The organism is Actinoplanes sp. NBRC 103695 (assembly GCF_030269485.1).
GTDB lineage: Bacteria > Actinomycetota > Actinomycetes > Mycobacteriales > Micromonosporaceae > Actinoplanes.
This window is the reverse complement of sequence record NZ_BSTL01000013.1, coordinates 205,388-230,045: the sequence shown is the minus strand read 5'-3', so window position 1 is coordinate 230,045 and position 24,658 is coordinate 205,388. Positions and strand designations below refer to the sequence as shown.

Here is a 24,658-nt window from a genome sequence, read left to right as displayed (position 1 = left end):
TATTCAGGCCCCTACATCCCCCAAAGAGTGAAGGGCCTCATCCCCATGAAGCGCAGACTTCGAGCCCTGGCCGCGTCCGCCGCGGTGCTCGTCGCAGGGACCGCCGCCGCCATCGCCGTCCAGGGCACGTCGCAGGCCGCCGTACTGCCGAACGGCTTCAAGAGCGTCGGCTACATGCCCTCCTGGGCGGGCAGCGTCACCGCCATCCAGTACACCAAGCTCACCCACATCAACTACGCGTTCGCGCTGCCCAACGCCAACGGCTCGCTCCAGCCGATCGAGAACACCAGCAAGCTCCAGCAGCTCGTCTCGCTGGGACACCAGAACAACACCAAGGTGTCGCTGGCCATCGGTGGCTGGAACGACGGCAACGACAACAACTTCGAGGCGCTGGCCGCCTCCTCGGGCACCCGCACCACGTTCGTCAACGCCGTGATGAGCGCGGTCCGGACGTACGGCCTGGACGGCGTCGACATCGACTGGGAGTACCCGGACAGCAGCGCGGAGAGCACCAACTTCACCGCGTTGATGACCCAGCTCGGCAACGCCCTGCACGCCGAGGGCAAGCTGCTCACCGCCGCCGTGGTCAGCGAGGGTGGCACCGCCAACTTCGTCCAGCCGGCCGTGTTCGGCGTGGTGGACTGGCTCAACATCATGGCGTACGACGGCGGCAGCCCGCACGCCAACTACGACTGGTCGATCGCCGCGGCGAACTTCTGGAAGAACCGTGGCCTGCCCAAGGCCAAGACCGTGCTGGGCGTCCCGTTCTACAGCCGGGGCGGCAGCGTCGACTACATCGCGTACAGCAGCCTGGTCGCGCGGGATCCGGCCAACGCCAACCGCGACTGCACCTCGGCCGGCGAGTGCTACAACGGCCTGCCGACGATCCGGCGCAAGACCACGTGGGCCATGGCCAACGCCGGCGGCATCATGAACTGGGAGCTGTCGCAGGACACCACCGGTTCGACGTCGCTGGTCAGCGCGATCTACGAGACCGCGACCGGCGGTGGCACGACCCCGCCGCCCGGGCGTACCGGTGCGATCACCGGCATCGCCGGCAAGTGCGTGGACATCAACGCGGCGAACAGCGCGAACGGCACCGCGGTCCAGCTGTACGACTGCAACGGCTCGGGCGCGCAGTCCTGGACGGTCGGCACCGACGGCACCATCCGCGGCCTGGGCAAGTGCCTGGACGTGAACGCGGCCGGCACCGCCAACGGCAGCCTGGTCCAGATCTACGACTGCAACGGCTCGGGCGCGCAGAGCTGGTCGGCGCAGTCGAACGGCACGCTGGTCAACACCGGCAGCGGCAAGTGCCTGGACGCCGCGGGCAACTCCTCGGCGAACGGCACCCGCCTGCAGATCTGGGACTGCTTCGCCGGCGCGAACCAGCGCTGGACGCTGCCGGCCTAGTCGACGGATCGGATTCGCGTGACCAGGACGCTGCCCAGCAGCATCACGGCCGCGGTGACTCCGAACAGCGTCGAGTACCCGCCCAGATGGGTGACCAGGGGAGCGGAGATCGCCGGCCCCAGCACCTGCGGGGCGGACGACGCGATGTTGATGACGCCCAGGTCCTTCGCGCGGTCACTGGCCGCGGGAAGGACCTGGGTGATCAGCGCGGTGTCGACCGCGAGGTAGATGCCGAAGCCGAGCCCCAGCAGCAGGGCCGCCACGATCGCGGCGGGCCAGGTCGGCCGGATCGCCAGGATGAGCGCGGCCGCCGCCATGACCACGCCGGACCAGATCACGAAGATCTTGCGCCGGCCGGTCCGGTCGGACAGCCGGCCGAAGAACACCGCCGTGACGACCATGCCGACGGTGTAGAGCAGGATCAGGATCAGCAGCCCGCCCTCGGGATCCGTCACCTTGACCCGGTCGGTGAGGAAGTACAGCAGGTAGAGCGTGCCCAGCGCGTTGCCGAGCAGGACCAGGAACCGGGTGCCCCAGGCCCACGCGAAGTCCGGGTTCCCCCGCACGTCGATCCGCCAGGTGGGCCGGACGACCTGCGCACGCTCGATCGGATCGTCCGGTGTGGCCAGAGCGAACGGCACACCGAGCAGGACCAGCACGACGGCCAGCACGGCATAGCCGGTGGAGACGCCGGAGAAGATCGCGGTGACGAGTACGGCGCCCAGCACCAGACCGAGCGCCTGTGGCATGCCGACCCAGCCGGAGACGAAGCCGCGCTGGGGAACCGGCACCCGGTCGGGAACCGCCGCGCTCAGCGAGGCCTGCATCGCGTTCAGCCCGATCTGCGCCACGCACCACCCGGCGCCGACCGCGAGCAGTGTGGGCGCCTGACCGAGCCAGGCCAGCCCGATCGCGGCGGTGAGGCAGCCGCCGAGCGTCCATACGTGCCGGCGGCCGAAGACCCGGCCGAACAGCCGCGGGCGGGTGCGGTCGGAGAGCATCCCGGACAGCGGAGCGGCGATGATGCTGCACACGGCCGCCGCCCCGGTCACCCACCCGAGCGCGGCCTCCTTGCCGCTGATGCCGAGGCCGGCGATCTGCAGCGGCAGCAGCACCTGCACCGGGGTGAAGCTCGCGGTGAAGAGGCCCAGGTTCGCGGCGAAGAGGAGCCCGATCCAGGACCGCCGCACGGGTACGACCGGCTCGGCGAGCGCCGCGACCGCCATCTGCACCCCTGACGCCATCGTGAAAGTTTCTCGGACATTAGACGTCCGGATCTTCCGCGTCCAGTGTCGCTTGACGTCCCTCGTGGCGGATGCGTATTTTACCAATCAGCTAATTAACCAGAGGGTAAAGCACGAGGGGTGAGTCAGGATGGGCAAGATCTACGCGGTGGAGTATGTGACTCTCGACGGCGTCTTCGAGGAGCCGTCCTGGAGCGGGCCCTACTTCAACGACGAGCTGCAGGACTGGCAGTTCCAGAACACCATGGCCGCCGACATCCAGCTGCTCGGCCGGGTGACGTACGAGGGCTTCAAGGAGGCCTGGCCGGCGATGGAGGCCGAGACCGGCGAGTTCGGCCGCAAGTTCAACGCGATGCCCAAGCAGGTCGCCACCACCACGCTCACCGAGCCGGAGTGGAACGCGTCGTTCATCCAGGGCGACGTCGCCGAGGCCGTTCGCCGGCTCAAGGACGAGCACGACAGCATCGTCGTCAACGGCAGCGGCAACCTGCTCAACTACCTGACCAAGCACAACCTCGTCGACGAGTACCGGATCATGGTCTTCCCGGTGGTGGTCGGCTCCGGCCGCCGGCTGTGGGACGAGGGCACCAAGGTCGCCCTGTCCCTGGCGAACTCCTGGACCACCAAGACCGGCGTCGCCGTCCTGACCTACGTGCCCTGAGCGTCCCATCTGCCCTGAGCGCGCCTATGTGTCCTGAGCGTGCTCATTGTGCCCTGAGCGGGGGTGAGCCCGCGTGGCAACGGATCCTTTGAGCGTGGTCTTCGCGGCGCTCGCCGACCCGACCCGCCGGGCGATCCTGGCCCGCCTCGCCGAGGGTGAGGCCACCGTCGGTCAGCTGGCCGAGCCGTTCGACCTGTCGCTGCCGGCCATCTCCAAGCACCTCAAGGTGCTGGAGCGGGCCGGCCTGATTTCCCGCGGGCGGGCGGCGCAGTGGCGGCCGTGCCGGTTGGAGGCCGGGTCGCTACGCCCGGCCGCCGACTGGGTCGACCACTACCGCGAGTTCTGGGACGTGAACCTCGACCGGCTCGACGCGCATCTCCAGGCTCAGACGGTAAACCGGCTGACCAGGCCGGAGAGTCGCTGAGCGGTGCCGTTCAGCTCCTCGGCCGCCCGGTGCGACACCGTGGCGGCCGAGCGGGTGCTCTCCACCGCCGAGCTGACCTCGCCGATACTCCCGGCGATGTCCAGGCTGCCGGTGGCCACCTCGTTGATGTTCCGGCTCATCTCCGCGGTGGTCGCCGCCTGCTCCTCGACCGCGGCGGCGATGGCCGTCTGGAACTCGTTGACCTGCCCGATCGCCGCGGTGATCCGGTCGATCGCGGTCACCACCCGCGCGGTGTCGCCCTCGATCGCGGTGACCCGCGTGGTGACGTCCTCGGTGGCTTTGGCGGTTTCCTGGGCGAGGTCCTTGACCTCCCCGGCGACGACCGCGAACCCCTTGCCCAGGTCGCCCGCCCGGGCCGCCTCGATGGTGGCGTTCAGGGCCAGCAGGTTGGTCTGCTCGGCGATGCTGGCGATCAGCCGCACCACGTCCGCGATCTTGGTGGTCGACGTGCGCAGCTCCTCGATGACGCCGGTCGCGGAGGTGGTCAGGTCCACCCCGGCCCGGCCGACCTTCGCCGCCTCCTGCGCGTTGTTGGAGATCTCGCCGATCGAGGCGCCCATCTCCTCGGCGCCCGAGGCGACGGTCTGCACCGCCTGGGACACGCCGTCGGCCGCGGTGGACACCGAGCCCGCCCGCCCCGACGCCCGTTCCACCGACGCGGTCAGCTCGGTGCCGGTGGATTTGATCTCGCCGGCCGACCGGGACACACCCTGGGATGCTCCGGTCACCTCGACCATCACCTCGCGCAGTTCGGCCACCGCGCTGTCCAGTGCCGCACCGGCCCGCCCGATCTCGTCCGTGCCGCCCAGGCCCAGCCGGACGGTCAGGTCCCGCCCGGCCAGCCGGTCCAGCGCGCGGGTCAGCGCGTTCAACCGGCCGGAGATCCGGCTCGCCTGCAGGGCGGCCACCGTGCCGCCCACCACGGCCAGCAGCAGCGCGGCGACGACGAAGACGATGATCATGTCGCGGCTGCCGTCCCGGACCGCGTCCGCCGCGCCGGTGGTGTCACCGTCGTAGCCACCCACGGTGATCGCCCACGAGTACGGCGCGTAGAAGGCGACCGTGGTCGTCGTGTCCCCGGCCGGTGCGCCGCCCGCCCCGGGCAGCTTGAACGTGGCCTGCCAGGTGGCACCGTCGGCGAGCTTGGGCGCCTGGCCGACGATCTGCTCGACGTAGCGCACGCCGTCGGCGTCCACCGCGTCCAGACCCGTCCGTCCGGTGGTGTCGTCCAAGCTGGAGGCGATGAGCCGCCCGGCGTCCGCCTTCGCCGTGCTGTAGACCGTGACCCAGCCGTTCTCGCGAACCTCGCTGGCCGAGATCGCCGCGGTCAGGTTCTTCAGCGCCTCCGCCTGCGGCACGCCGAAGTACAGGGCGCCGATCACCCGCCCGGACGCGTCCTTGAGCGGGTCGTACACCGTGATGTACCAGGTGTCGACCACCTGGGCCACGCCGCGGTACGACTTGCCCGCCTTGATCGCCGCCGCCACCGCGTTCGGGGAGCCGTCCGCGCCGACCGCCGGGATGTACGTGCCGATCGCCCGCAACCCGGTCTTGGCCTTCACATTCGTCGCGACACGCAGCAGGTCGCCGGCGTCGTTCATCCGCTGGAAGACGGTGACCGTCCCACCCACCAGCGACGTCACGTCGTCCACGTACGGCGTCTCCCGGCGCAGGCTGGTGTTCTGGCCCAGCCACTGACCGCCGATGGTCATCCGGGGCAGCCGCACGTCGGTCTTGGCCTGGGTGAACTGGTTGGTGGCGGTCCACGCGACGCTCTGATCGGTGAACCCGGCGCCACCGCGCTCGGCGAGCACCTTCGTCACGGTGGCCGTGTTCCGCTGAACCCGGTTCTGGATCTCGTCACCGACCGTGGCGATCAGCCGCCCCTGGTCCTGGGCGGTCCGGGTGAGGTCCTCAGAGGTGAGCTGGGTGACGTTGGCCTCGGCGTCGTCCGCGAAGGAGCCGCTCTGCCACGCCCCGACCCCGAGCAGTACCCCGGCGGTGCCGAGCACCCCGCCGAGACCGAGTGCCAGGAGCTTATGCCGGATCTGCGCCATGACCGCCTAATCGGCGCAACCGGAAAATAACTGAGCGCGGGTTCCCGGAAGAACCCGCGCCCAGTATGACGAGCCAGCTGTCGCCGCCGGTCTCGCCGACCGGCTGGGCTGTCGCCGCCTAGCTGTCGCCGCCGGTCTCGCCGACCGGCGCCGCGTTCACGTCGTCGATCGCGTACTTCTGCGCGGCCTCGGCCGGGACGTGCGCCGGGACCTTGCCGCGCAGCGCGAGCTGGCGCAGCGTGGCCACGGTCACCGACTCGGCGTCGACGTGGAAGTGCCGGCGCAGAGCGTGCCGGGTGTCGCTCATGCCGAAGCCGTCCGTGCCCAGCGAGGTGTAGTCGCCCGGCACCCAGCGGCTGATCAGGTCGGGGACCGCCCGCATGAAGTCACTGACCGCGACGACCGGGCCCTCGTGGCCCTCCAGCTTCTGCTGGATGTACGGCTTCCGCGGCTGGTCGCCCACGTGCAGGAGGTTGTGCTCCTCGACCTCGATGGCGTCGCGCCGCAGCTCGGTCCAGGAGGTCACCGACCAGACGTTCGCGCTGACACCCCAGTCCTGGGCGAGCAGCTGCTGCGCCTTGAGCGCCCAGCCCATGCTGCTGCCGGACGACAGGATCTGCGCCGGAACCCCGCTGTCCTCCGGCGCGGGGGAGTACTTGTAGATGCCCCTGAGGATGCCGTCCGCGTCCACGTCGGCCGGCTCCGCGGGCTGCAGGATCGGCTCGTTGTAGATGGTGAGGTAGTAGAAGACGTTCTCCTGCTTCTCGCCGTACATCCGGTGCAGGCCGTTCTCCATGATGTGCGCGATCTCGAACGCGAACGCCGGATCGTAGGCCACCACGGCCGGGTTGGTCGCCGCGATCAGCAGCGAGTGCCCGTCCTCGTGCTGCAGGCCCTCGCCGTTCAGCGTGGTCCGGCCGGCGGTCGCGCCGAGCAGGAAGCCGCGGGTCATCTGGTCGGCGGCCGCCCACAGCTCGTCCGCGGTCCGCTGGAAGCCGAACATCGAGTAGAAGATGTACAGCGGGATCATCGGCTCGCCGTGCGTCGCGTACGCCGTGCCGGCGGCGATGAAGCTGGCCGTGGAGCCGGCCTCGTTGATGCCCTCGTGCAGGATCTGGCCGTTCGTCGCCTCCTTGTAGGACAGGAACAGATCCCGGTCCACGGAGGTGTAGGTCTGGCCGTGCGGCGAGTAGATCTTGCGGGTCGGGAACAGCGAGTCCATGCCGAACGTACGCGCCTCGTCCGGAATGATCGGCACCCAGCGCGCGCCGAAGTCCTTGTCCTTCATGATGTCCTTGAGCAGGCGGACGAAGGCCATCGTGGTGGCGATCTTCTGCTTGCCCGAGCCGCGCTTGACGCCGCTGAAGCTCTCCGACGGCGGGATCGCCAGCGGGATCGTCGTCGTCCGGCGCGACGGCAGGTAACCACCCAGCTCCTTGCGGCGCTGCTGGAGGTACTGCATCTCGTCGGAGTTCTCGCCCGGGTGGAAGTACGGCGGGAGGTAGGGGTTCTCCTCCAGCTTCGAGTCCGGGATGTCGAGGTAGAGCCGGTCCCGGAACTGCTTGAGGTCGTCCAGGGTCAGCTTCTTCATCTGGTGCGTGGCGTTGCGGGCCTCGAAGTGCGAGCCCAGCGTCCAGCCCTTGATGGTCTTGGCCAGGATCACGGTCGGCTGGCCGGTGTGCTCGGTGGCCGCCTTGTACGCCGCGTACAGCTTCCGGTAGTCGTGACCGCCGCGCTTGAGCTGCCAGATCTGGTCGTCGTTCATGCCCTCGACCAGCTTCAGCGTGCGCGGGTCGCGGCCGAAGAAGTTGTCCCGGACGTACCCGCCGGACTCGCCCTTGTAGGTCTGGTAGTCGCCGTCCGGCGTCACGTTCATCAGGTTGACCAGCGCGCCGTCGGTGTCCGCGGCGAGCAGCGGATCCCACTCCCGGCCCCAGACGACCTTGATCACGTTCCAGCCGGCGCCGCGGAAGAACGACTCCAGCTCCTGGATCACCTTGCCGTTGCCGCGGACCGGGCCGTCCAGCCGCTGCAGGTTGCAGTTGATCACGAAGGTGAGGTTGTCGAGCTCCTCGCGGGCGGCCAGGCCGATCGCGCCGAGCGACTCGACCTCGTCCATCTCACCGTCGCCGAGGAACGCCCAGACGTGCTGCTGGCTGGTGTCCTTGATGTTGCGGTTGTGCAGGTAGCGGTTGAACCGGGCCTGGTAGATCGCGTTCAGCGGGCCGAGACCCATGCTGACCGTCGGGAACTCCCAGAAGTTCGGCATCAGCCGGGGGTGCGGGTACGACGGCAGCCCGCCGCCCTGGTGGGACAGCTCCTGGCGGAACCCGTCCAGCTGGTTCTCGCTCAGCCGGCCCTCGAGGAACGCCCGGGCGTACATGCCGGGGGAGGCGTGGCCCTGGAAGAAGATGTGATCTCCACCGCCGGGGTGGTCCTTGCCCCGGAAGAAGTGGTTCATGCCGACCTCGTACAGCGAGGCGGAGGACGCGTACGTCGAGATGTGGCCGCCGACACCGATCTCGGGGCGCTGCGCACGGTGCACGAGCATCGCGGCGTTCCACCGGATGAAGGCCCGGATCCGCCGCTCGACGAACTCGTCGCCGGGGAACCAGGGTTCCTGCTCGGGCGGGATCGTGTTGATGTAGTCGGTGGAGGTCAGCGGCGGAACGCCGACCTGCCGCTCGCGCGCCCGCTCCAGCAGGCGCAGCATCACGTAACGGGCTCGTTTGGCGCCGCGTTCGTCGATGACCCCGTCCAGCGACTCGACCCACTCGTTCGTCTCTTCGGGGTCGATGTCCGGAAGCTGGCTCGGCAGGCCGTCACTGATCACCGGGCGCTTGCGTTCCGTAGCCACAGGCAGTCCTCTTGTCGTGTGTCGGCCGCGCGCCGCATTGTGTGCGGCACACGGAGTTGCCTCCCATCCTGCCCCCTGGCGGTACGCATCGTCACGCCGACCGCCGTACTCGGCAGTAACTATCCCTTGATGAAACTGAAACGAACCTGGCGGGTGGGGTTGTCGCCGTTGGGATCGACCAGGCAGAGCGACTGCCAGGTGCCGAAGGCGATCTGGCCGCCGAGCACCGGCAGGGTCGCGTACGGCGGGATCCACGCCGGCAGCACATGGTCGCGGCCGTGACCCTCCGAACCGTGCCGGTGCCGCCACCTGTCCTCGGCCGGGAGCAGGTCGTCGATGGCCGTGAGCAGGTCGTCGTCCGACCCCGCGCCGGTCTCGATGATCGCCAGCCCGGCGGTCGCGTGCGGCACGAACACGTGCAGAAGTCCGTCGCCGAGGTCGCGGACGAAATCGGCGGCCTCGCGCGTGATGTCCCGGACCACCGGCCGGTCGCCGGTGCGGATGGTGATCACCTCGGAGCGCATCACCTAGAAGTACAGGTCGATGATGAGGAAGGCCACTCCGGACAGCGAGAGCCAGAGCACACCCAGCGAGAAAGTCCGCAGGATCACACCACGAGTGCAGCATCACATTGTGGTCGATCGCAGGCGAACCGGCTGATCTTCGCACTGTCGGTGACTGTCCACAGCGTTGGCGCGGTTCGCGTGGGTCGGGAACGATGGACGCCGTGACCACCCCGCAGAACCTCGACGAGCGATTCCGGGACGCGGTGTCGGCCCTGGAGCCGCCCGCCGAGCGTCGCGCTCCCGGCGACCCCGTGCGCGACGGCTCCACGCTCACCGGAGCTCAGGCCCTGCACCTCTTCGACGCCCAGCTCACCAGCCGCCACCTCGACCTCGCGGCGCGCTGGCTGCGCAGCTTCAACGAGGGCTTCTACACGATCGGATCCTCCGGCCACGAGGGCAACGCGGCGGTGGCGGCCGCCCTGCGCCCGGACGACCCGGCCCTGCTGCACTACCGCTCGGCCGGGTTCTTCCTGGCCCGGGCCTCCGCCGAGGGACCCGGCGGGCTGATCGAGGCGGCGCGGGACGTGCTGCGCGGCGTCGTGGCCTCGTCGCTCGAGCCCATCGCCGGCGGCCGGCACAAGGTCTTCGGGCGCGCCGACCTGCACATCATCCCGACCACCTCGACCGTCGCCTCGCACCTGCCGCGGGCCGTCGGGCTGGCGCGTGTCCTCGGCGAGGACGCGCTGGTCGTGGCCTCCTTCGGCGACGCCTCGGTCAACCACGCGTCGGCGACCACCGCTCTGAACGCCGCCGGATATCTCGGCCACATCGGCCAGGATCTGCCGCTGCTCCTGGTGTGCGAGGACAACGGGTGGGGCATCAGCGTGCCCTCGCCGTCCGGGTGGGTCGCCGCCGCGCTCTCCAGCCGGCCCGGGGTGCGCTACTTCTCCGCCGACGGCTGCGACGTGGCGGCGGTCTTCGACGCGGCCGCTTCGGCCGCTTCCTTCGTGCGTGCCGATCGGCGGCCGGCCGTTCTGCACCTGTCGATGGTGCGGCTGATGGGCCACGCCGGCGCGGACGCCGAGGTGGCCTACCGCGCGGCCGACGAGATCGCCGCCGACCTGGCCCGCGACCCCCTGGTGCAGACGGCGCGGCTGCTCGTCGAGTCCGGCCAGAGCAAACCCGACGAGCTGATCGCCCGGTACGACGAACTCGGCTGGCAGGTCCGCAAGGTCGCCGAGGACGTGATCGGCGAGCCCAAGCTGGCCACCGCCGCCGACGTGGTCGCCCCGCTCGCCCCACGCCGGCCCCTGCGCGCCGCCCGGCACGTCGCCGACGCGACCACACGTGCCACCGGCATCGGCGCCAAGGAGCGCGCCCGCGTCTTCGGCGGCAAACCGCCCGAGCAGGGCGGCCCGCTCACCCTGGCGCAGACCATCAACGCCGCGCTCACCGACACCATGCTGGCCGAGCCCGGCGCGGAGCTCTTCGGCGAGGACGTCGCCCGCAAGGGTGGCGTCTACGGGGTCACCAAGAACCTGCGCGAGCGGTTCGGCAGCGACCGGGTCTTCGACACCCTGCTCGACGAGACCAGCATCCTCGGGCTGGCGCTGGGCGCCGGCCTGCGCGGGCCCGGGCTGGGCGAGCGGCTGCCGATCCCGGAGATCCAATATCTGGCCTACCTGCACAACGCCGAGGACCAGCTGCGCGGCGAGGCGGCAACGCTGTCGTTCTTCTCCCAGGGGGCGTACCGCAACCCGATGGTCGTGCGGGTGGCCGGGCTCGCGTACCAGCCCGGATTCGGCGGCCACTTCCACAACGACAACGCCGTCGCCGTGCTGCGCGACGTGCCCGGCCTGGTGCTGGCCGTGCCGTCCCGGCCCGCCGACGCGGCGGCCATGCTGCGGTCCTGCGTCGCCTCCGCGGCGGTCGACGGCAGCGTGTGCGTCTTCCTCGAGCCGATCGCGCTCTACCACACCCGTGACCTGTACGAGCAGGGCGACAACGAGTGGCTGGCGCCGTACCCCAAACCAGCCGACTGGGCCGACCAGCACGTGCCGGTCGGGCGGGCCCGCACCTACCCGGTCGGCGCGGCCGACGCGCTGACCATCATCACCTACGGCAACGGCCTGCGGATGTCGCTGCGGGTCGCGGCCGGGCTCGCCAAGGAGGGGTACGGATCCCGCGTGGTGGACCTTCGCTGGCTGTCCCCGCTGCCGGTTTCCGACCTCCGGCGCGAGGCGGCAGCCACCGGACGGGTCCTGATCGTGGACGAGACCAGACGCACCGGCGGGGTCGGTGAGGGCGTTCTGGCAGCCCTGGTGGATGGCGGGTTCGTGGGATCCGCCAGACTCATCGCTTCGGCCGACTCCCTGGTCCCCCTCGGTCCAGCGGCCTCGTACGTCCTGGTTGGTGAAGATGCCATCACACAGGGTGCCCACGCCCTGCTGGCGCGGTAAATTGCCACACACTCGGTGCGCCACTTGCGCGCGGGCCTGCAAGTGTGTGGACTGACCCCCGGGTCAAGAGCAATCGCATGGGAGGAATTCGACAGTGAGCGCGACCGCTGGTCAGGCCGACGGCGTACGCAGCCTGGCGGACCGGTTCGGCCTCGAGCCGGACATGGTGGTCATGGAGATGGGCTACGACGACGATGTCGACGAAGAGCTCCGTGACGCCCTGACCGAACGCGTGGGAGATTTGGTCGACGAGGACACCGATGAGGTCGTCGACGCGGTGCTGTTGTGGTACCGCGACGGTGATGGTGATCTTTTCGAACTGCTCACCGACGCCCTGAACCCCCTCGCCGACGGAGGCGTGGTCTGGTTGCTGACCCCGAAGGCGGGTCGCGAAGGACACGTCGAGCCGAGCGAGGTGACCGAGTCCGCGCCCACAGCCGGACTGCAACAGACGTCCACGCTGAACGCCGGCAAGGACTGGACCGGTGCGCGGCTGGTCGCACCACGGGCAGCGAAGAAGAAGTAGATGCCGCTGGCGGTGGGTGCCCAGGCGCCGGACTTCACCCTCAAGGACCAGAACAACCAGGAGATCAGCCTCCACGACTTCGCCGGTCGCAAGGCGGTCCTGCTGGTCTTCTACCCGTTCACGTTCACCGGCACCTGCCAGGGTGAGCTGACCGAGGTGGCGGAAAACCTGCCCGCGTACCAGAACGAACGGGTGCAGGTCCTTGCGGTGAGCGTCGACTCCAGCTACGCGCACAAGGTGTGGGCCATGGACAAGGGCTTCGACTTCCCGATCCTGGCCGACTACTGGCCGCACGGGGGCGTCGCCCAGGCGTACGAGGTCTTCCACACCGCCGGCGGCTTCGCCAACCGAGGCACCTTCATCATCGACGAGGGCGGCACCGTCGTCTTCGCCGAGGAACTGGGCCCCGGTGACCGTCGCGACCAGGCAGCCTGGCGAGCAACCCTGGCGGCGCTGTAGGGCGATACCCCAGCTCCGATAGAATGCCCATTCCGGCGGCGCGCTCAGGCGCGTCGTACCGGGCGCGTAGCTCAGTGGGAGAGCACTCGCCTTACAAGCGAGGGGTCGTAGGTTCGAAACCTACCGCGCCCACGATGCCGGCCCCCCGGGGCCGGGCCCTGGACACTCCGCGGTGCGCCTGGTGCGACAGACGTATCCGCACGCCGCCGCAGCGTCAGGATGCTCGGAGGTCTGCGGGGATCCGGTAGTCGAGGGCCGGGTCCTCGTCGGGCTCCGGGATCTGGCTGCCCATGCCGGTGGCGCGCAACTGGAACGAGCCGCCGTCGCCGCACTGGATCCGCAGGCCCGAAATGTGGTCCTTGGTGTGCCCGATGGACGGCAACGCGATCAGGTTCCAGGAACGGAACTCGGCCGGCCTGGCCGCGTCGAGCAGTTGCCGGACCAGGATCGCCGTACGGGGTGCGCGCTGCTTGAACGGCGGCAGCGCGTCGGGGATGCCGATCTCGACCTCGCCGCGGATGTCGTCGCCGAAGAGCAGGCCCGACGAGCCCGTCCCGTACTTCACGCGCATGCCGGTCCGGGCGCCGTCGAAGCGCTCGATCTCGGCGATGTCGGGATGCCCGGAAGCGCGGAGGAGCGCCTCGATGACGTCGAGGGTCTGGGTGAGCTGCATCTGTACTCCGGTCGTGGATGGTCCCTGTGCGGCGGCCGGAATTCTATCCGCGCGCGGGACTCCGGCGGCTCAGGCCGCGGTCCGCGGCACTGTCCGGACCATCTCCTCGGTCGTCATGGGCGCGGCTGTCGTCATCGGAGCGGCGGGTGTCGAGGAGACCGGGCTCTCCTGAGTCGGGTCCTCGGCTTCGGGGCGGCGCAATGCGGAGTGGGTGGGGAGCATCGTCAGCAGATGGGTCAGGTGAGGTTGAGTGGCCGCGGAGAGGACCTGGCCGGCGAAATCGTCCCAGTCGGCCTCGCGGCGGCGCCAGTGGAGGTCGGACTCGTACTGCGCTCGGCGGACCGCGTTGAGGTGGATCCTGGCGGCCTCGGTGGCCTCCAAGGAGCGGCGATAGAAGTAGAAACCAGCCCACACGGACAGCACGGCGACTGCGCAGCCACCGACCACCACGCCCAGCCAGAAGTCGGCCATGTGTCCGACCGTAGTAGGTGCGTCGGCCCTGGGTAATCCGCCTGTCGGGTCATTGACCGGCGGGGGTGTCCTCGGCCGGCGAAACATGCCGGCCGGTGGGTCTCAGCGGCCGGCGTATTCGAGGACGCGGGTCACCGTGGGCCGGTAGGCATCGTCGGGTGGCAGGTCCCAGCGGGCCGCGGGCCACGTCGAGATGCGGTAGATCAGAGCACGGATCAGCATCTGGGGCCACTCCGGAAAGTGCGGCGCCCAGCGGTGGATCAATGCCGGGTCCACGTCATGCCAGACCAGGGCGTCGGCCACCACGACGGCCGCCGCCCAGGACGGTGGGCGGTGGTAGGCGGGCCAGTCGATGATCGCGGGAGGCAGGCCGGGGGCGAAGAGCACGTTGCCGGTCAGGTCGCCGTGCACCACCTGGGACGGTGACGTGACGGCGCGGCGGGCGGCCAGCAGCGGCTCCAGCAGGGCGCTCGGGGCGGTCGCGCCGGACGGGACCGGCTCGCCGAAGGCCAGGCGGTCGCCGTAGCTCCACGGGTCGTCGCGATCGTCCAGAAAGGACGGGCGGGGCACGGCGGTGATCGCGGCGTGGAAGGCCTCGCCGGCGCGGATCACGTCGTCGGGGCGGCTCGGGTCGGCGGCGCCGCCCACCCAGGCCGTCGCCTCCCAGCCGGACACCACCCAGGCGCCGGTGCGGGCGCGCAGCGGGCGGGCGATGCGGAAGTCAGGCGACGGCGGCAGCACGCTCAGCACCTCGGCCCGCCAGATCGTCTCCGGCTCGCCCTCGGCCCGCTTCAGGACGATGTCGCCGGACTGCCAGGTGCCGCCCTTGCCGCCGGTCAAACGACGCACCCCGCCGGACAGGCCGAACGCGGTCAGGACGTCGGCGGGCGGCTGGTCGGTCACCGGACCAACCCTTCCACAGGTTCCCGCCGTCCGACTGGCCATTACTGTTGGTCAAAGTACGGAAGCGGTCCGCTACGGTTGACGAGTGGACCTCCAGCCCGTGATCGCGGCCGAGCGGCGGCGTATCGCCGATCTGCTCGAGACGCTCAGCCCGGCCCAGCTCACGACGCCCAGCCTCTGTACGCAGTGGACGGTCCAGCAGGTCGCCGGGCATCTGCTCGCGGGTGCCGCCGGTCCCGCGTCCGCGCTGCTGGCGGCGACCGTCCGGGCGGGCTTCCGGCTGCACGCCGGCAATGCCCGGCTGGCCGCCCAGGTCGCCGCGCGCCCGGCCGCCGCGATGGCCGCCGACCTGCGCCGCTACGCCGACCGTCCGGCGCGGCCGGTGCTCGGGCAATACGCCGACCTGCACATCCACGGGCAGGACATGCGCCGGCCGCTCGGGTTGCCGCACGGCTTCCCGCTCGACCACCTGCGCGTGGTGCTGGACTTCCTGACCGGCGGGCGGGCCTGGGGCTTCGCGCCGAGGCGGCGGGTGGCGGGGCTGCGCTTCGAGTCGACCGACCTGGACTGGTCGGCCGGCGCCGGGCCGGTGCTGGCCGGTCCCGCGGAGGCGCTGATGATGGCACTCACCGGCCGCGGTGTGGCGCTGGGCGAGCTGGACGGCCCGGGCGTACGCGTGCTCCGGGACCGGCTGGGCGGCTGAGTGGCCCGGCGCCGAATACGGCGCCGGAACCCGCGCCGGGCCGTGGGCGGGTTCGCACCGGGGGAAACTGTCGGGGGGTGGCTCTAGGTTCGGGGCATGGATGACAACCGGTACCTGCCGCCGGAGGCCCCGGCTCCCGACCTGTCCCTCGAGCGTCAGATCACCGTCGGCGACACCCAGTTCCTGATCACCGCGACCGGCGCGGTCGACACCCGGATCGATCTGGCCGTCGTCGGCTGCGACAGCGACGGCCGAGTGCTGAGCGAGATCAGCGGAGGGATCTCGCGCAGCGACCTGCCCCTGGTGGCCGAGGTCCTCACCTCGACCCTGGCCGGGCTGGTCGCGCTGCACACCCCGCATCATCGCGTGGCGGCGGGCCGCCGCCGCGCGGCCAATCACGGCGCCCGCTGGCGCCCCGACGACGATGAGCGCCTGGTCGCCCGCCACCGGGCCGGCGCCTCCCGCCGTGAGCTGTCCGACGAGTTCGGTCGCAGCCCGGCGGGCATCCGAGCACGGCTCGAGCATCTGGGCGAGCTCGACCGTCCCGGGCGGGCGACCGCTCCGGAGTGACCCGCACCGGCCGGTCCGAGCCGGGCGGACCGGCCGGTGATCACGCGCGCAGCAGGGGAGACCAGCGGTCCGTGGCAGTGCCGGGCGGACCGGCCGGTGATCACGCGCGCAGCACGGAAAACCAGATGATCACGCTCGCAGGAGGGAAAACCAGTGGTCCGGGGCAGTGCCGAAAGGCTCGGTGCGGTCGATCAGCGACCGCCGCAGCGCGCTCGCGCCCTCGATGGCGCCGGCCACCACCTCGGGCGGATAACCGTAGGAGACGGTGTGCAGGGCGAACTCGTCCTCGTCCTCCACCTCGACCCGTCCGTCCAGGCGGTAACGGACCAGGTCGATGTCCAGGTCGACGACGGTCACCTCGGTCGGCGAGGTCCAGGTCGGCGGCGCGGCGACATCACAGTAGACGTCGGGTTCGCCCGGTTCGGCGGTGAAGAGGGCCACCCACCAGCCGTCCCGGGGGACCAGCCGGACGGCGTCGGCCTGGGTCAGGCTGGTCGGCCGGGCGCCGTAATTGAAATGCACCGTGGTGCCGGCCGGGGTGCCGATCCAGGTGCCGTGCTCGTCCGTGCCCAGTCGCCGCCCGGTGACCCAGCGGTGCAGCCGTCCGTCGTACTTGCGCAGGACCATGTCGACGGCATCCATGCCGGCCAACCTATCGGGGATCCGGCCGCACCCCGGCCGCACCCGAGGCGAGCTCAAGTGGCCGGAGGCCGCGCCGATCCTTCTGGTATCCGCGGGGCGAACCCGCGGACGGGCGGGCCCGGTCGTACCCCCTCGGCGACTCGGGCCCGCCCAGAACCCCAACTCCGCTGCGCCACCCGCGTCGTACCCGGTCGGCCTGCGTCGTGCTCGGTCGGCCCGCGTCGTGCTCGGTCGGCCTGCGTCGTGCTCGGTCAGCCCGCGTCGGCCAGGATCAGGTCCATGTTGACGGCGGCGCCGGCGCCCAGGCCTGCGGCGGCCGAGCTGATCACCTGCGCGTTCGGCTCGGTGATGTTGCCCGCCGCCCAGACGCCCGGCACCGAGGTGCGGCCGCTGGGGTCCTCGACCGGCAGGTGGGTGCCGACGCCCATCGGGTGCTCGACCGGCTTCAGGCCCAGCGGGGCCAGGAAGTCCAGGCGGGCCTCGACCCGGGTGGCCACGACCAGGTGGTCGCGGGGGATCACGGCTCCGCCGGTCAGGTGTACGCCCTCGGCGGTGACCGCCTCGACCTTGCCGGCGACGGTCTGCACGCCCCGCACGGCCAGCTGCCGGGCCTGGCCGGGGTCGGGGGTGAACGTGTCGTTGAGGAAGAGCAGCAGGTCGCCCGTCCACTGGCTCCACAGCAGGCCCTTCATCGTGGCCATCTCCGCCGAGGTCGCGATCACTCCGATCGCGCTGCCGCGAACCTCCCAGCCGTGGCAGTACGGGCAGTGCACCACGGTGCTGCCCCAGCCCTCGGCCAGGCCCGGGATGTCCGGCAGGACGTCCCGCACGCCGGAGGCGACGATGATCCGCCGCGCCTCGACGATCTCCCCGTCCATGGCCTCGCGGGACGCGCGGTCCATGGCCTCGCGGGACGTGTCGTCCACGGCCTCGCGGGACGCGCCGTCCACGGCCTCGCGGGATGTGCCGGCGGCGCCGTCCACCCCGCGCGATGGGTCTGCCGCGCTGGTCACCGCCTTGCGGTGCGTGTCGGCCGCGCTGGTCACCGCCTTGCGGTGCGTGTCGGCCGCGCTGGTCACCGTCACCCGGAAGGCGTCGGCTGTGCCGGTCACTTCGCTGACCTGGCCGGAGCGGAACTCGACGCCGTAGCGCGCGGCCTCCTCCCGCCCGGCCGCCACGAGCTCGGCAGGCGGCATGCCGTCCCTGGTGAGGTAGTTGTGTACGCCCTCGGCCGGGGCGTTGCGCGGCTCGCCGCCGTCGATCACGAGCACGCTCCGCAGGGCGCGGCCCAGAGCCACCGCCCCGCTCAGCCCGGCGGCTCCACCGCCGATGATCACCACGTCATATGTCATGCGTCGACGGTGCGCCTGCCCGCGGTCAGGTGGCAAACTATGTTGCCATGACGGCAAAAGACGACGTGATCGCGGCCGTCGGCCCGCGGCTGCGAGCACTGCGCAAGGAACGCGGGACCACGCTGACCGCGCTGTCCGAGTCGACCGGCATCTCGGTCAGCACCCTGTCCCGCCTCGAGTCCGGGCAGCGCCGCGCCACGCTGGAACTGCTGCTGCCGCTGGCCCAGGCGTACCGGATCCCGCTCGACGATCTGGTCGGCGCGCCGCCGACCGGCGACCCCCGGGTCTACGCCCGCCCCATCCAGGCCTTCGGCCAGACCATCGTGCCGCTGACCAGGCAACCCGGCGGCTTGCAGGCCTTCAAGCACCTGATCCCGGCCGGCCGCCGCACCGAGCCCGAGCCGAAGAGCCACGAGGGCTACGAGTGGCTCTACATCCTGGCCGGGCGCCTGCGCCTGATCCTCGGCGACCATGATCTGGTCCTGCCGGCGGGCGAGGCCGCCGAGTTCGACACCCGTGTCCCGCACTGGTTCGGCAGCGCCGACGGTGAGGCGGTCGAGTTCCTGTCTATCTTCGGTCCGCAGGGCGAGCGCATGCACGTCCGTGCCCGCTCCACCCGCTAGCCAGGTCCCGTCTCCTGGACCGCTCAGGTGCGAGGCGGTCCCGTCTCCTGGACCGCTCAGGTGCGAGGCGGTCCGCGAGAGAGGACCTGGTGAGGACTGCGGCGTGGCTTCTGGCCGGTCCGCGAGACACGACCTGGGCCGGGCGGCGGATGATGCCGTCAGGCGGCAAGGGCGGCCAGGAGATGATCTTGTCGGACGTCAGCAGCGGATCGGGCGATGAGTGCCGGCCGGGCGGCTGCCCGTCGGTCTGCTACCGCTCGGTCTGGAACCGGACGGACGAGTCCCGGCATGGCGAAAACTCGTATTCACCCCTTCGGGTGACTCGACCCCGGTAAATCGCCCTACTACGTTGTCTCTCGACATGTGTGCCCCCGCCCATGCCCGCCAACCGACCGCTACCAGCGTCAACGATCCGGCGGCCGGGTGGGCAGCGGCGTCCCCGATTGTCCGGGATGCGCACGGCCCGAGCCGGAGTGCGCAGGACTCAATCCGCTCTGCGCAGACCCTGAGCCAGGATGCGCGCCGAGCCCCCACCAGGCGCGACGGCAGCCGAGACGGGCGCGACGGCAGCCGAGACGGGCGCGACGGCAGCCGTGGCGCGGCCGGCTACCGGGATGCGGGATGGTGGTCGGGCGGTCCGGCCTGCGGCCGGGGGTGGTGGTCGGGCGGCGTGGCCTGCGGCCGGGGGTGGTGGTCGGGCGGCGTGGCCTGCGGCCGGGGGTGGTGGTCGGGCAGCGCGGCCTGCGGCCCGGATGGGGGACGGCGGTCAGGCGGCTCGGCGGTCGGTCGAGACCTGGCGGGGGACCGTGATCCGCGGCGGCATCGGGTGGTCGGTCAGCCGGTCGGCGAGCATGTCCTGCACGGCGGTCGAGGCGGGCAGGCGCCAGCCCACGCGTTCGGGGGTCACCACCCAGCGGATCGGCCCCTCCGCGGTGCGGCCGGGGGCGGCCGGCACCCAGGAGCCACGGCCGTGCCGGACGATGCCGAGGATATCTTCCAGGTCGGACCGCAGCGGCGTTCCGGGGCGTACCAGGAACAACCAGGAACCGGTCGGCGTGCCCAGCACCGGGCCGCGCAGGTCGGGCAGTTCGAGCTCGGCGTGCAGCCGGGTGGTGCCGAGGATCCGCAGGCCGAGCGTGTCCGGCATGGCCAGCGCGTCGAACCGCAGGCCGGTCGCCAGCCGTATCTGTCCCTGTTCGACATCGTCGTCGAGCACCCGCCAGCCGTGTGCCTCGTAGCGGCGGATCAGACGTCGGCGGCGAAGCCGATCGAGGAAGGCCGTTCGGCCGAACGGCCGCCGGGGATTCGTCTGCACGGTTCGAAGCATGGTTCGAAAACCCCATATCAGCCGCGTCTGCCGTGTCCAAGCGCAACACGCGTCGTTGGGACGGTCAGATCCACTTTTTGCAACTTGCATGTAAAAATACGAGCGTCGCGGTGCAGGAGATCACACAAGCTGTGCGACCAGCACTGTCACGGGTGGTCCACACTGCACGCGACACAAGGGAAACTCACCGGTGGGGGTCGCCGGATGAGTTGGGGAGGCACCCGTGGACGAGCTGCCGATCGGGCGTCGCGTCGCCTACTGGCGCGGCCGCCGGAAGATGTCCCAGCAGGTCTTCGCCGACCGGCTGGGCAAGTCGAAGAGCTGGGTCGACAAGGTGGAACGAGGCGTCCGCCGGCTCGACAAGTTCTCCGTGGTCTACGAGATCGCCGACGTCCTGCAGGTGGACGTCCAACTGCTGCTGGGCAAGGACGTCGAGCGCCGCCCGGAGACGCAGAACTGCATCGACCAGGTCGAGGTCGAGGAGATCCGTGCCGCCCTGGAGCGGTACGACCAGATGAGCGCGTTCTTCCAGCCGACGCCGCAGTGCCCGCCGCTGGAGGAGATGCAGAAGGCGGTCAGCCACGCCTGGCTCACCTACCAGCACGCGAAGTACGGCGTCCTGGCGCGCACGCTGCCGAAACTGCTGCGGGACGCGCAGGCCGCGGACTCCGCGCACGCGAACACCGAGCAAAACCGGAAAGCCGCGCATCTGCTCGGGCAGGTCTACCAGATCGCCTCCTCGGCGCTGCGCAAGGTCGGTGAGCACGAGCTGTCCTGGCTGGCGGCGGACCGCTCGATCGCGGTCTCCCAGCGGGCCGGTGACCAGCTGCTCGCGGGCATCGCCAGCTACCGGGTCGGCAGCGCGCTGCTGGCGCTCGGCCGGGCGCGTCCGTCGCTCGAGGTCAACGTCAACATCGCGAACCGGCTGGCCGGCTACGACGGCAGCGACGCGAAGCGCGAGGAGAAGCTGTCGGTCTACGGGATGCTGCTGCTCAACGGTGCGATGGCGGCCGCACGGATCGGGGACAGCGCGACCGTGCGCGACCTGATCAGCGGGGCCGAGCAGGCGGCGCTCCAGCTCGGCGGCGACCAGAACCACTACTGGACCAGCTTCGGCCCGACCAACGTGCAGCTGCACCGGGCCGCGGCGGCCGTCGAGCTGGGCGACGGGCGGACGGCGGTGGAGATGTACGAACGCATCGACCACGACGGCTTCCAGGCGATGCTCCCGGAGCGCCGCGCGCACTACTACCTGGACATCGCCCGCGGATACGCGCAGGTCGGCGACGTCGAACGGGCCAGCGAGATGCTGCTCGAGGGCGACCGCCTCGCCCCGTCCGAGATCCGCTGCCGCCCTCTGGCCCACGAGGTCCTCTCCGACGTGCTGCGACGCACCCGGGGCACGCCGCCCGCACCGATCGCGGAGCTGGCCGAGCAGATGGGAGTCGGCGTATGAGGTGGTTCCACACGTGATGACGAACCCTCCACGCGTGCTGTACATCCTGGTGTGCGGCTCGCCGATGGCTCGTGACGTGGGCACCCTCGTGGACATCGCCCAGGACGACGGCTGGGAGGTGTGTGTGATCACCACCCCGGACGGCCGCAACTTCGTCGACGTCAACGCGCTGCAGAAGCAGACCGGCAACCCGGTGCGCAGCTGGTACAAGAAGCCGGGCGAGCCGGACCAGTTGCCCCCGGCCACGGCGATGATCGTCGCGCCGGCAACGGTCAACACGATCAACAAGTGGGCCGCGGGCATCACCGACACGCTGGTGCTCGGGCTCCTCGTCGAGGGGTACGGCTTCGAGATCCCGACCGCCGTCGTCCCGTACACGAACAATGTGATGGCACGGCACCCGGTGCTGCACGAGAGTCTCGACAAACTGAGCGGCTGGGGTGTGCACGTGCTCTACGACGATCGCCGCCTCGGCGGACCAGGACAGATCGACCGCTTTCGGGCCCAGTTCCCGTGGCGGCGTGCGCTCCAGGCGGTCAACAGCAAGGTGACGGTGGAGCCCGGGTCCTTCTAGGTGACGCTATAGAGTTGGCGGCCGTGACCACCACCGCCGTGACCGACCTCGTCGCCGCGCTCGACGACCGCTATCCGCGCGAGCATGCCGAGGAGTGGGACCGCGTCGGCCTGGTGCTGGGCGAGTTCGACGCCCCGGTCGATCGGGTCCTCTGCGTGATCGACTGCGTCCCGGAAACGGTGGACGAGGCGATCGCGGCCGGCGCCCAGATGATCATCGCGCACCACCCGCTGCTGCTGAAGCCGGTGTCGTCGATCGCGCCGGACACGTACAAGGGCCGGATCATCCACCGGCTGATCCGCGCGGGTGTCGCGCTGCACGTCGCGCACACCAACGCCGACGTCGCGTCACCGGGCGTCTCGGACGCCCTGGCCGCCCGCCTCGGCCTGGTCGACACCCGTCCGCTGGTGCCGCACGGAAGTGGCGGCGATCTGGGCCTGGGGCGGGTGGGGAAGATGGAACCGATGACGCTGGCCGATCTCACCGCGTTCGCCGCGAGCCGGCTCCCGGCCACCGCCGCCGGGGTGCGTGCCGCGGGCGATCCGGAGCGGATGATCGGTACGCTCGCCGTCTGCGGCGGCGCGGGTGACTCGCTGCTCGGCGTCGCCACGCGGGCCGGCGTCGACGCGTACCTCTGCGCCGATCTTCGTCATCACCCGGCCGGCGAGCACCTGGCGAGCGGCGGCCCGGCCCTGATCGACGTCGCGCACTGGGCCAGCGAGCGGCCGTGGCTGGACGAACTGGCCGCGTGGTTACGGGAGCGATTCCCGATCGAGGTACTGGTGTCCGATCTGGACACCGACCCGTGGACTGTGCATGTTGAGAGCCCGAAGAAGGAGTCCCGATCGTGAAGGCCGCACCGGACGCACAGAGGCGCCTGCTCGACCTGCAAGGCATCGACACCGCCCTGGCCCAGCTGGCGCACCGCCGCCGCTCGCTGCCCGAGCTGGCCGAGATCGAGGCGGTGGCCCGGGAGATCTCCGCGCTCGAGGACGAACGTGTCCGCGCCCAGGTGGCGGTGGACGACCTGGACCGGGACATCGCCCGGTTCGAGAAGGACATCGACCAGGTGCGCACCCGCAAGGACCGCGACCAGAAACGGCTGGCCGCGGGCGGCGCGCTGCGCGAGATCGAGGGCCTGCAGCACGAGCTCGCCACGCTCAACCGGCGCCAGTCCGAGCTGGAGGACGCCGAGCTGGAGCTGATGGAACAGAAGGAGACCGCCGAGGCGTCCCTGAGCGACGTCAAGGCGCGGCTGGCCGAGGCGGGACAGCGGCGGGCGGCGGCCGAGGCGCGGCGGGACGAGGCGTTCGCGGAGATCACCAAGGAGGAGGAGTTCAAGACCGCCTCCCGGGCTCCGCTCGCCGGTGATCTGCCCGCCGACCTGGTCACCCTCTACGACAAGATCCGGGCCGACCTGGGGCTGGGCGCGGCGCTGGTCCGGGCCGGGCGGTGCGGCGGGTGCCGGATCGAGCTGTACGGCGCCGACCTGAACCGGGTGAAGTCCGCCCCGGCCGACGAGGTGGTCCGCTGCGAGGAGTGCCGGCGGATCATGGTGCGGACGGCGGAGTCCGGCCTGTGAGCACCAACCTGCACGTCGTGGTCGAGGCGGACGGCGGGTCGCGGGGCAACCCGGGCCCGGCCGGGTACGGCGCGGTGGTGCGGGCGGCGGACACCGGCGAGGTGCTGCTGGAGCGGTACTCGTCGCTGGGCGTCGCGACGAACAACGTCGCCGAGTACTCCGGGCTGATCGCCGGGCTGGCCGCGGCCGCGGAGCTGAACGCGTCCCGGGTCGACGTCCGGATGGACTCCAAGCTGGTCGTCGAGCAGATGGCCGGCCGCTGGCAGATCAAGAACCCGGGGCTGCGCCCGCTGGCCGCCGAGGCGGTGCAGCTGGCCGGCCGGTTCGCCGAGGTCACCTACGACTGGATCCCGCGGGAGCGGAACCGCGCGGCGGACGCCCTGGCCAACCGTGCGATGGACGAGGCGGCCGGCAAGAAGGTGCCCGACGTCCTTCCGCCGCCGCGGGAGGAGCGGCCGCTCCAGAAGGAGACGAAACGGTCCTGGGCGCCGCCCGCGTCGACCGAGGAAGCCACCCGGCTGATCCTGGTCCGGCACGGCGAGACCGCCTACACCAAGGAGGGCCGCTACTCCGGGCGTGGCGACATCCCGCTCTCCGACGAGGGAGAGGCGCAGGCGATGGCGGCGGCCGGGCGGGTGGCCGGTCTGGCACGCGACGTCGCGGCGGTCGTCACCTCGCCCCTGATGCGATGCGTACGCACGGCGGAGATCATCGCCGCGGAGGCCGGCAGCGTCGACGTGACCGTGCTGGACGACCTGATCGAGTGCGACTTCGGCGCCTGGGAGGGGCTGACCTTCGCCGAGGTGAGGCAGCGGTGGCCCGGCGAGATGGACGCGTGGCTGGACTCGCCGGCCGTGGCGCCGCCGGGTGGCGAGTCGTTCGAGACGGTGGCCGTCCGGGCCCGGCGGGCCCTCGGCGCCGTGCTCGCGGCGTACCCCGGTGGGAATGTGGTTCTGGTTTCGCACGTCTCGCCGTTGAAGTTGATCCTGCGCGATGCGTTGTACGCGGGTGACGGGTTCCTGCATCGGCTCTTCCTCGACGCGGCGGGCGTGTCCACGGTGGATGTCTGGCCGGACGGCAATGTGGCGGTCCGGTCGGTCAACGAAACCGCGCATCTGCGCTGAACCTTGACCGGCGTCGATGGCCGGTCTAGCT

24 protein-coding genes and 1 tRNA gene are annotated in these 24,658 nt (G+C 71.0%); 15 read left to right on the top strand and 10 right to left on the bottom strand.

Going from position 1 to position 24,658, the window contains the following annotated elements; genetic code table 11:
- The first annotated feature begins 45 nt into the window (after window positions 1-45).
- Complete coding sequence (locus QSK31_RS24600; protein WP_285686655.1) at window positions 46-1,413, top strand: glycosyl hydrolase family 18 protein; 1,368 nt, start codon at window positions 46-48, stop codon at window positions 1,411-1,413.
- On the opposite strand, the gene QSK31_RS24595 is transcribed toward QSK31_RS24600, so the two are convergent.
- Window positions 1,410-2,657, bottom strand: coding sequence for an MFS transporter (locus QSK31_RS24595; RefSeq protein ID WP_285686654.1), 1,248 nt, complete (start codon window positions 2,655-2,657; stop codon window positions 1,410-1,412). The genes QSK31_RS24600 and QSK31_RS24595 overlap by 4 nt on opposite strands.
- A gap of 130 nt (window positions 2,658-2,787) precedes the next feature.
- Here QSK31_RS24595 and QSK31_RS24590 point away from each other — a divergent pair, with 130 nt between their 5' ends.
- Both QSK31_RS24590 and QSK31_RS24585 read left to right on the top strand, forming a co-directional pair.
- Window positions 2,788-3,318 carry a dihydrofolate reductase family protein gene (locus QSK31_RS24590; protein ID WP_285686653.1) on the top strand — a complete coding sequence of 177 codons (531 nt, stop codon included), beginning with the start codon at window positions 2,788-2,790 and terminating at the stop codon, window positions 3,316-3,318.
- A 73-nt stretch (window positions 3,319-3,391) separates the two neighbouring features.
- Window positions 3,392-3,742: an ArsR/SmtB family transcription factor gene (locus QSK31_RS24585; protein WP_285686652.1), complete on the top strand. Its 351-nt coding sequence runs from the start codon at window positions 3,392-3,394 to the stop codon at window positions 3,740-3,742.
- Here the strand turns inward: QSK31_RS24585 and QSK31_RS24580 are convergent.
- The 3 genes from QSK31_RS24580 to QSK31_RS24570 all read right to left on the bottom strand — a co-directional run bounded on the left by QSK31_RS24580 (window position 3,703) and on the right by QSK31_RS24570 (window position 9,201).
- Window positions 3,703-5,820 carry a methyl-accepting chemotaxis protein gene (locus QSK31_RS24580; protein WP_285686651.1) on the bottom strand — a complete coding sequence of 706 codons (2,118 nt, stop codon included), beginning with the start codon at window positions 5,818-5,820 and terminating at the stop codon, window positions 3,703-3,705. The two genes, QSK31_RS24585 and QSK31_RS24580, sit on opposite strands and share 40 nt — an antisense overlap.
- Before the next feature lie 118 nt (window positions 5,821-5,938).
- On the bottom strand, window positions 5,939-8,677 hold the full coding sequence (gene aceE / locus QSK31_RS24575; RefSeq protein ID WP_352244482.1) for a pyruvate dehydrogenase (acetyl-transferring), homodimeric type: 2,739 nt from the start codon (window positions 8,675-8,677) through the stop codon (window positions 5,939-5,941).
- A 119-nt stretch (window positions 8,678-8,796) separates the two neighbouring features.
- Window positions 8,797-9,201, bottom strand: a complete 405-nt coding sequence (locus tag QSK31_RS24570) for a YjbQ family protein (RefSeq protein ID WP_285686650.1) — start codon at window positions 9,199-9,201, stop codon at window positions 8,797-8,799.
- 194 nt (window positions 9,202-9,395) lie between these two features.
- On the opposite strand from QSK31_RS24570, the gene QSK31_RS24565 reads away from it, so the two are divergent.
- The 4 genes from QSK31_RS24565 (at window position 9,396) to QSK31_RS24550 (ending at window position 12,759) form a co-directional block, all read left to right on the top strand.
- Window positions 9,396-11,642, top strand: coding sequence for a thiamine pyrophosphate-dependent enzyme (locus tag QSK31_RS24565; RefSeq protein ID WP_285686649.1), 2,247 nt, complete (start codon window positions 9,396-9,398; stop codon window positions 11,640-11,642).
- A 94-nt stretch (window positions 11,643-11,736) separates the two neighbouring features.
- Entirely contained in the window at window positions 11,737-12,168 is a 432-nt protein-coding gene (locus QSK31_RS24560) for a DUF3052 domain-containing protein (protein ID WP_285686648.1), read from the top strand.
- On the top strand, window positions 12,169-12,627 hold the full coding sequence (locus tag QSK31_RS24555) for a peroxiredoxin (protein ID WP_285686647.1): 459 nt from the start codon (window positions 12,169-12,171) through the stop codon (window positions 12,625-12,627).
- A gap of 60 nt (window positions 12,628-12,687) precedes the next feature.
- A tRNA-Val gene (locus QSK31_RS24550) sits at window positions 12,688-12,759 on the top strand.
- Between the two features lie 82 nt (window positions 12,760-12,841).
- Here the strand turns inward: QSK31_RS24550 and QSK31_RS24545 are convergent.
- From QSK31_RS24545 to QSK31_RS24535, 3 genes are all read right to left on the bottom strand, one after another.
- Window positions 12,842-13,300: a hypothetical protein gene (locus QSK31_RS24545; protein WP_285686646.1), complete on the bottom strand. Its 459-nt coding sequence runs from the start codon at window positions 13,298-13,300 to the stop codon at window positions 12,842-12,844.
- A 69-nt stretch (window positions 13,301-13,369) separates the two neighbouring features.
- Window positions 13,370-13,771 (bottom strand): hypothetical protein, encoded by a 402-nt coding sequence (locus QSK31_RS24540; RefSeq protein WP_285686645.1) that lies wholly within the window; start codon window positions 13,769-13,771, stop codon window positions 13,370-13,372.
- Between the two features lie 102 nt (window positions 13,772-13,873).
- Window positions 13,874-14,674 carry a TIGR02569 family protein gene (locus tag QSK31_RS24535; RefSeq protein ID WP_285686644.1) on the bottom strand — a complete coding sequence of 267 codons (801 nt, stop codon included), beginning with the start codon at window positions 14,672-14,674 and terminating at the stop codon, window positions 13,874-13,876.
- Window positions 14,675-14,759: 85 nt separating this feature from the next.
- On the opposite strand from QSK31_RS24535, the gene QSK31_RS24530 reads away from it, so the two are divergent.
- Both QSK31_RS24530 and QSK31_RS24525 read left to right on the top strand, forming a co-directional pair.
- Window positions 14,760-15,377, top strand: a complete 618-nt coding sequence (locus QSK31_RS24530; protein WP_285686643.1) for a maleylpyruvate isomerase family mycothiol-dependent enzyme — start codon at window positions 14,760-14,762, stop codon at window positions 15,375-15,377.
- A gap of 96 nt (window positions 15,378-15,473) precedes the next feature.
- On the top strand, window positions 15,474-15,947 hold the full coding sequence (locus QSK31_RS24525) for a hypothetical protein (protein ID WP_285686642.1): 474 nt from the start codon (window positions 15,474-15,476) through the stop codon (window positions 15,945-15,947).
- 129 nt (window positions 15,948-16,076) lie between these two features.
- Here the strand turns inward: QSK31_RS24525 and QSK31_RS24520 are convergent, their stop codons facing one another.
- Together QSK31_RS24520 and QSK31_RS24515 are read right to left on the bottom strand one after the other, a co-directional pair.
- The gene (locus tag QSK31_RS24520; RefSeq protein ID WP_285686641.1) at window positions 16,077-16,589 is read right to left on the bottom strand and encodes a ribonuclease FAU-1 family protein; all 513 of its coding nucleotides are present in this window, start codon (window positions 16,587-16,589) and stop codon (window positions 16,077-16,079) included.
- Window positions 16,590-16,840: 251 nt separating this feature from the next.
- On the bottom strand, window positions 16,841-17,941 hold the full coding sequence (locus QSK31_RS24515; RefSeq protein WP_285686640.1) for an NAD(P)/FAD-dependent oxidoreductase: 1,101 nt from the start codon (window positions 17,939-17,941) through the stop codon (window positions 16,841-16,843).
- A 47-nt stretch (window positions 17,942-17,988) separates the two neighbouring features.
- On the opposite strand from QSK31_RS24515, the gene QSK31_RS24510 reads away from it, so the two are divergent.
- The gene (locus tag QSK31_RS24510; protein WP_285686639.1) at window positions 17,989-18,564 is read left to right on the top strand and encodes a helix-turn-helix domain-containing protein; all 576 of its coding nucleotides are present in this window, start codon (window positions 17,989-17,991) and stop codon (window positions 18,562-18,564) included.
- Window positions 18,565-19,330: 766 nt separating this feature from the next.
- Here the strand turns inward: QSK31_RS24510 and QSK31_RS24505 are convergent.
- Window positions 19,331-19,879: a bifunctional DNA primase/polymerase gene (locus tag QSK31_RS24505; protein ID WP_285686638.1), complete on the bottom strand. Its 549-nt coding sequence runs from the start codon at window positions 19,877-19,879 to the stop codon at window positions 19,331-19,333.
- A 235-nt stretch (window positions 19,880-20,114) separates the two neighbouring features.
- Between QSK31_RS24505 and QSK31_RS24500 the strand changes: the two genes are divergently transcribed.
- From QSK31_RS24500 to QSK31_RS24480, 5 genes are read left to right on the top strand one after another with little or no spacing between them, the layout of a single operon-like run.
- Complete coding sequence (locus tag QSK31_RS24500; RefSeq protein WP_285686637.1) at window positions 20,115-21,347, top strand: helix-turn-helix domain-containing protein; 1,233 nt, start codon at window positions 20,115-20,117, stop codon at window positions 21,345-21,347.
- Window positions 21,348-21,363: 16 nt separating this feature from the next.
- Window positions 21,364-21,921: a flavoprotein gene (locus tag QSK31_RS24495; RefSeq protein ID WP_285686636.1), complete on the top strand. Its 558-nt coding sequence runs from the start codon at window positions 21,364-21,366 to the stop codon at window positions 21,919-21,921.
- A 14-nt stretch (window positions 21,922-21,935) separates the two neighbouring features.
- Window positions 21,936-22,772: a Nif3-like dinuclear metal center hexameric protein gene (locus tag QSK31_RS24490; RefSeq protein WP_285686635.1), complete on the top strand. Its 837-nt coding sequence runs from the start codon at window positions 21,936-21,938 to the stop codon at window positions 22,770-22,772.
- Entirely contained in the window at window positions 22,769-23,503 is a 735-nt protein-coding gene (locus QSK31_RS24485) for a zinc ribbon domain-containing protein (RefSeq protein WP_285686634.1), read from the top strand. Before QSK31_RS24490 ends, QSK31_RS24485 begins: the two co-directional genes overlap by 4 nt.
- Entirely contained in the window at window positions 23,500-24,627 is a 1,128-nt protein-coding gene (locus QSK31_RS24480; protein ID WP_285686633.1) for a bifunctional RNase H/acid phosphatase, read from the top strand. The genes QSK31_RS24485 and QSK31_RS24480 overlap by 4 nt, the downstream gene beginning before the upstream one ends.
- Window positions 24,628-24,658: the final 31 nt, after the last annotated feature.

Excerpts from the sequence above, each read along its gene's own strand:
- QSK31_RS24600 (WP_285686655.1), top strand. The coding sequence starts at position 46 with ATGAAGCGCAGACTTCGAGCCCTGGCCGCGTCCGCCGCGGTGCTCGTC.
- QSK31_RS24595 (WP_285686654.1), bottom strand. The coding sequence starts at position 2,657 with ATGGCGTCAGGGGTGCAGATGGCGGTCGCGGCGCTCGCCGAGCCGGTC.
- QSK31_RS24590 (WP_285686653.1), top strand. The coding sequence starts at position 2,788 with ATGGGCAAGATCTACGCGGTGGAGTATGTGACTCTCGACGGCGTCTTC.
- QSK31_RS24580 (WP_285686651.1), bottom strand. The coding sequence starts at position 5,820 with ATGGCGCAGATCCGGCATAAGCTCCTGGCACTCGGTCTCGGCGGGGTG.
- QSK31_RS24570 (WP_285686650.1), bottom strand. The coding sequence starts at position 9,201 with ATGCGCTCCGAGGTGATCACCATCCGCACCGGCGACCGGCCGGTGGTC.
- QSK31_RS24565 (WP_285686649.1), top strand. The coding sequence starts at position 9,396 with ATGGACGCCGTGACCACCCCGCAGAACCTCGACGAGCGATTCCGGGAC.
- QSK31_RS24555 (WP_285686647.1), top strand. The coding sequence starts at position 12,169 with ATGCCGCTGGCGGTGGGTGCCCAGGCGCCGGACTTCACCCTCAAGGAC.
- QSK31_RS24545 (WP_285686646.1), bottom strand. The coding sequence starts at position 13,300 with ATGCAGCTCACCCAGACCCTCGACGTCATCGAGGCGCTCCTCCGCGCT.
- QSK31_RS24540 (WP_285686645.1), bottom strand. The coding sequence starts at position 13,771 with ATGGCCGACTTCTGGCTGGGCGTGGTGGTCGGTGGCTGCGCAGTCGCC.
- QSK31_RS24525 (WP_285686642.1), top strand. The coding sequence starts at position 15,474 with ATGGATGACAACCGGTACCTGCCGCCGGAGGCCCCGGCTCCCGACCTG.
- QSK31_RS24520 (WP_285686641.1), bottom strand. The coding sequence starts at position 16,589 with ATGGATGCCGTCGACATGGTCCTGCGCAAGTACGACGGACGGCTGCAC.
- QSK31_RS24515 (WP_285686640.1), bottom strand. The coding sequence starts at position 17,941 with ATGACATATGACGTGGTGATCATCGGCGGTGGAGCCGCCGGGCTGAGC.
- QSK31_RS24510 (WP_285686639.1), top strand. The coding sequence starts at position 17,989 with ATGACGGCAAAAGACGACGTGATCGCGGCCGTCGGCCCGCGGCTGCGA.
- QSK31_RS24495 (WP_285686636.1), top strand. The coding sequence starts at position 21,364 with ATGACGAACCCTCCACGCGTGCTGTACATCCTGGTGTGCGGCTCGCCG.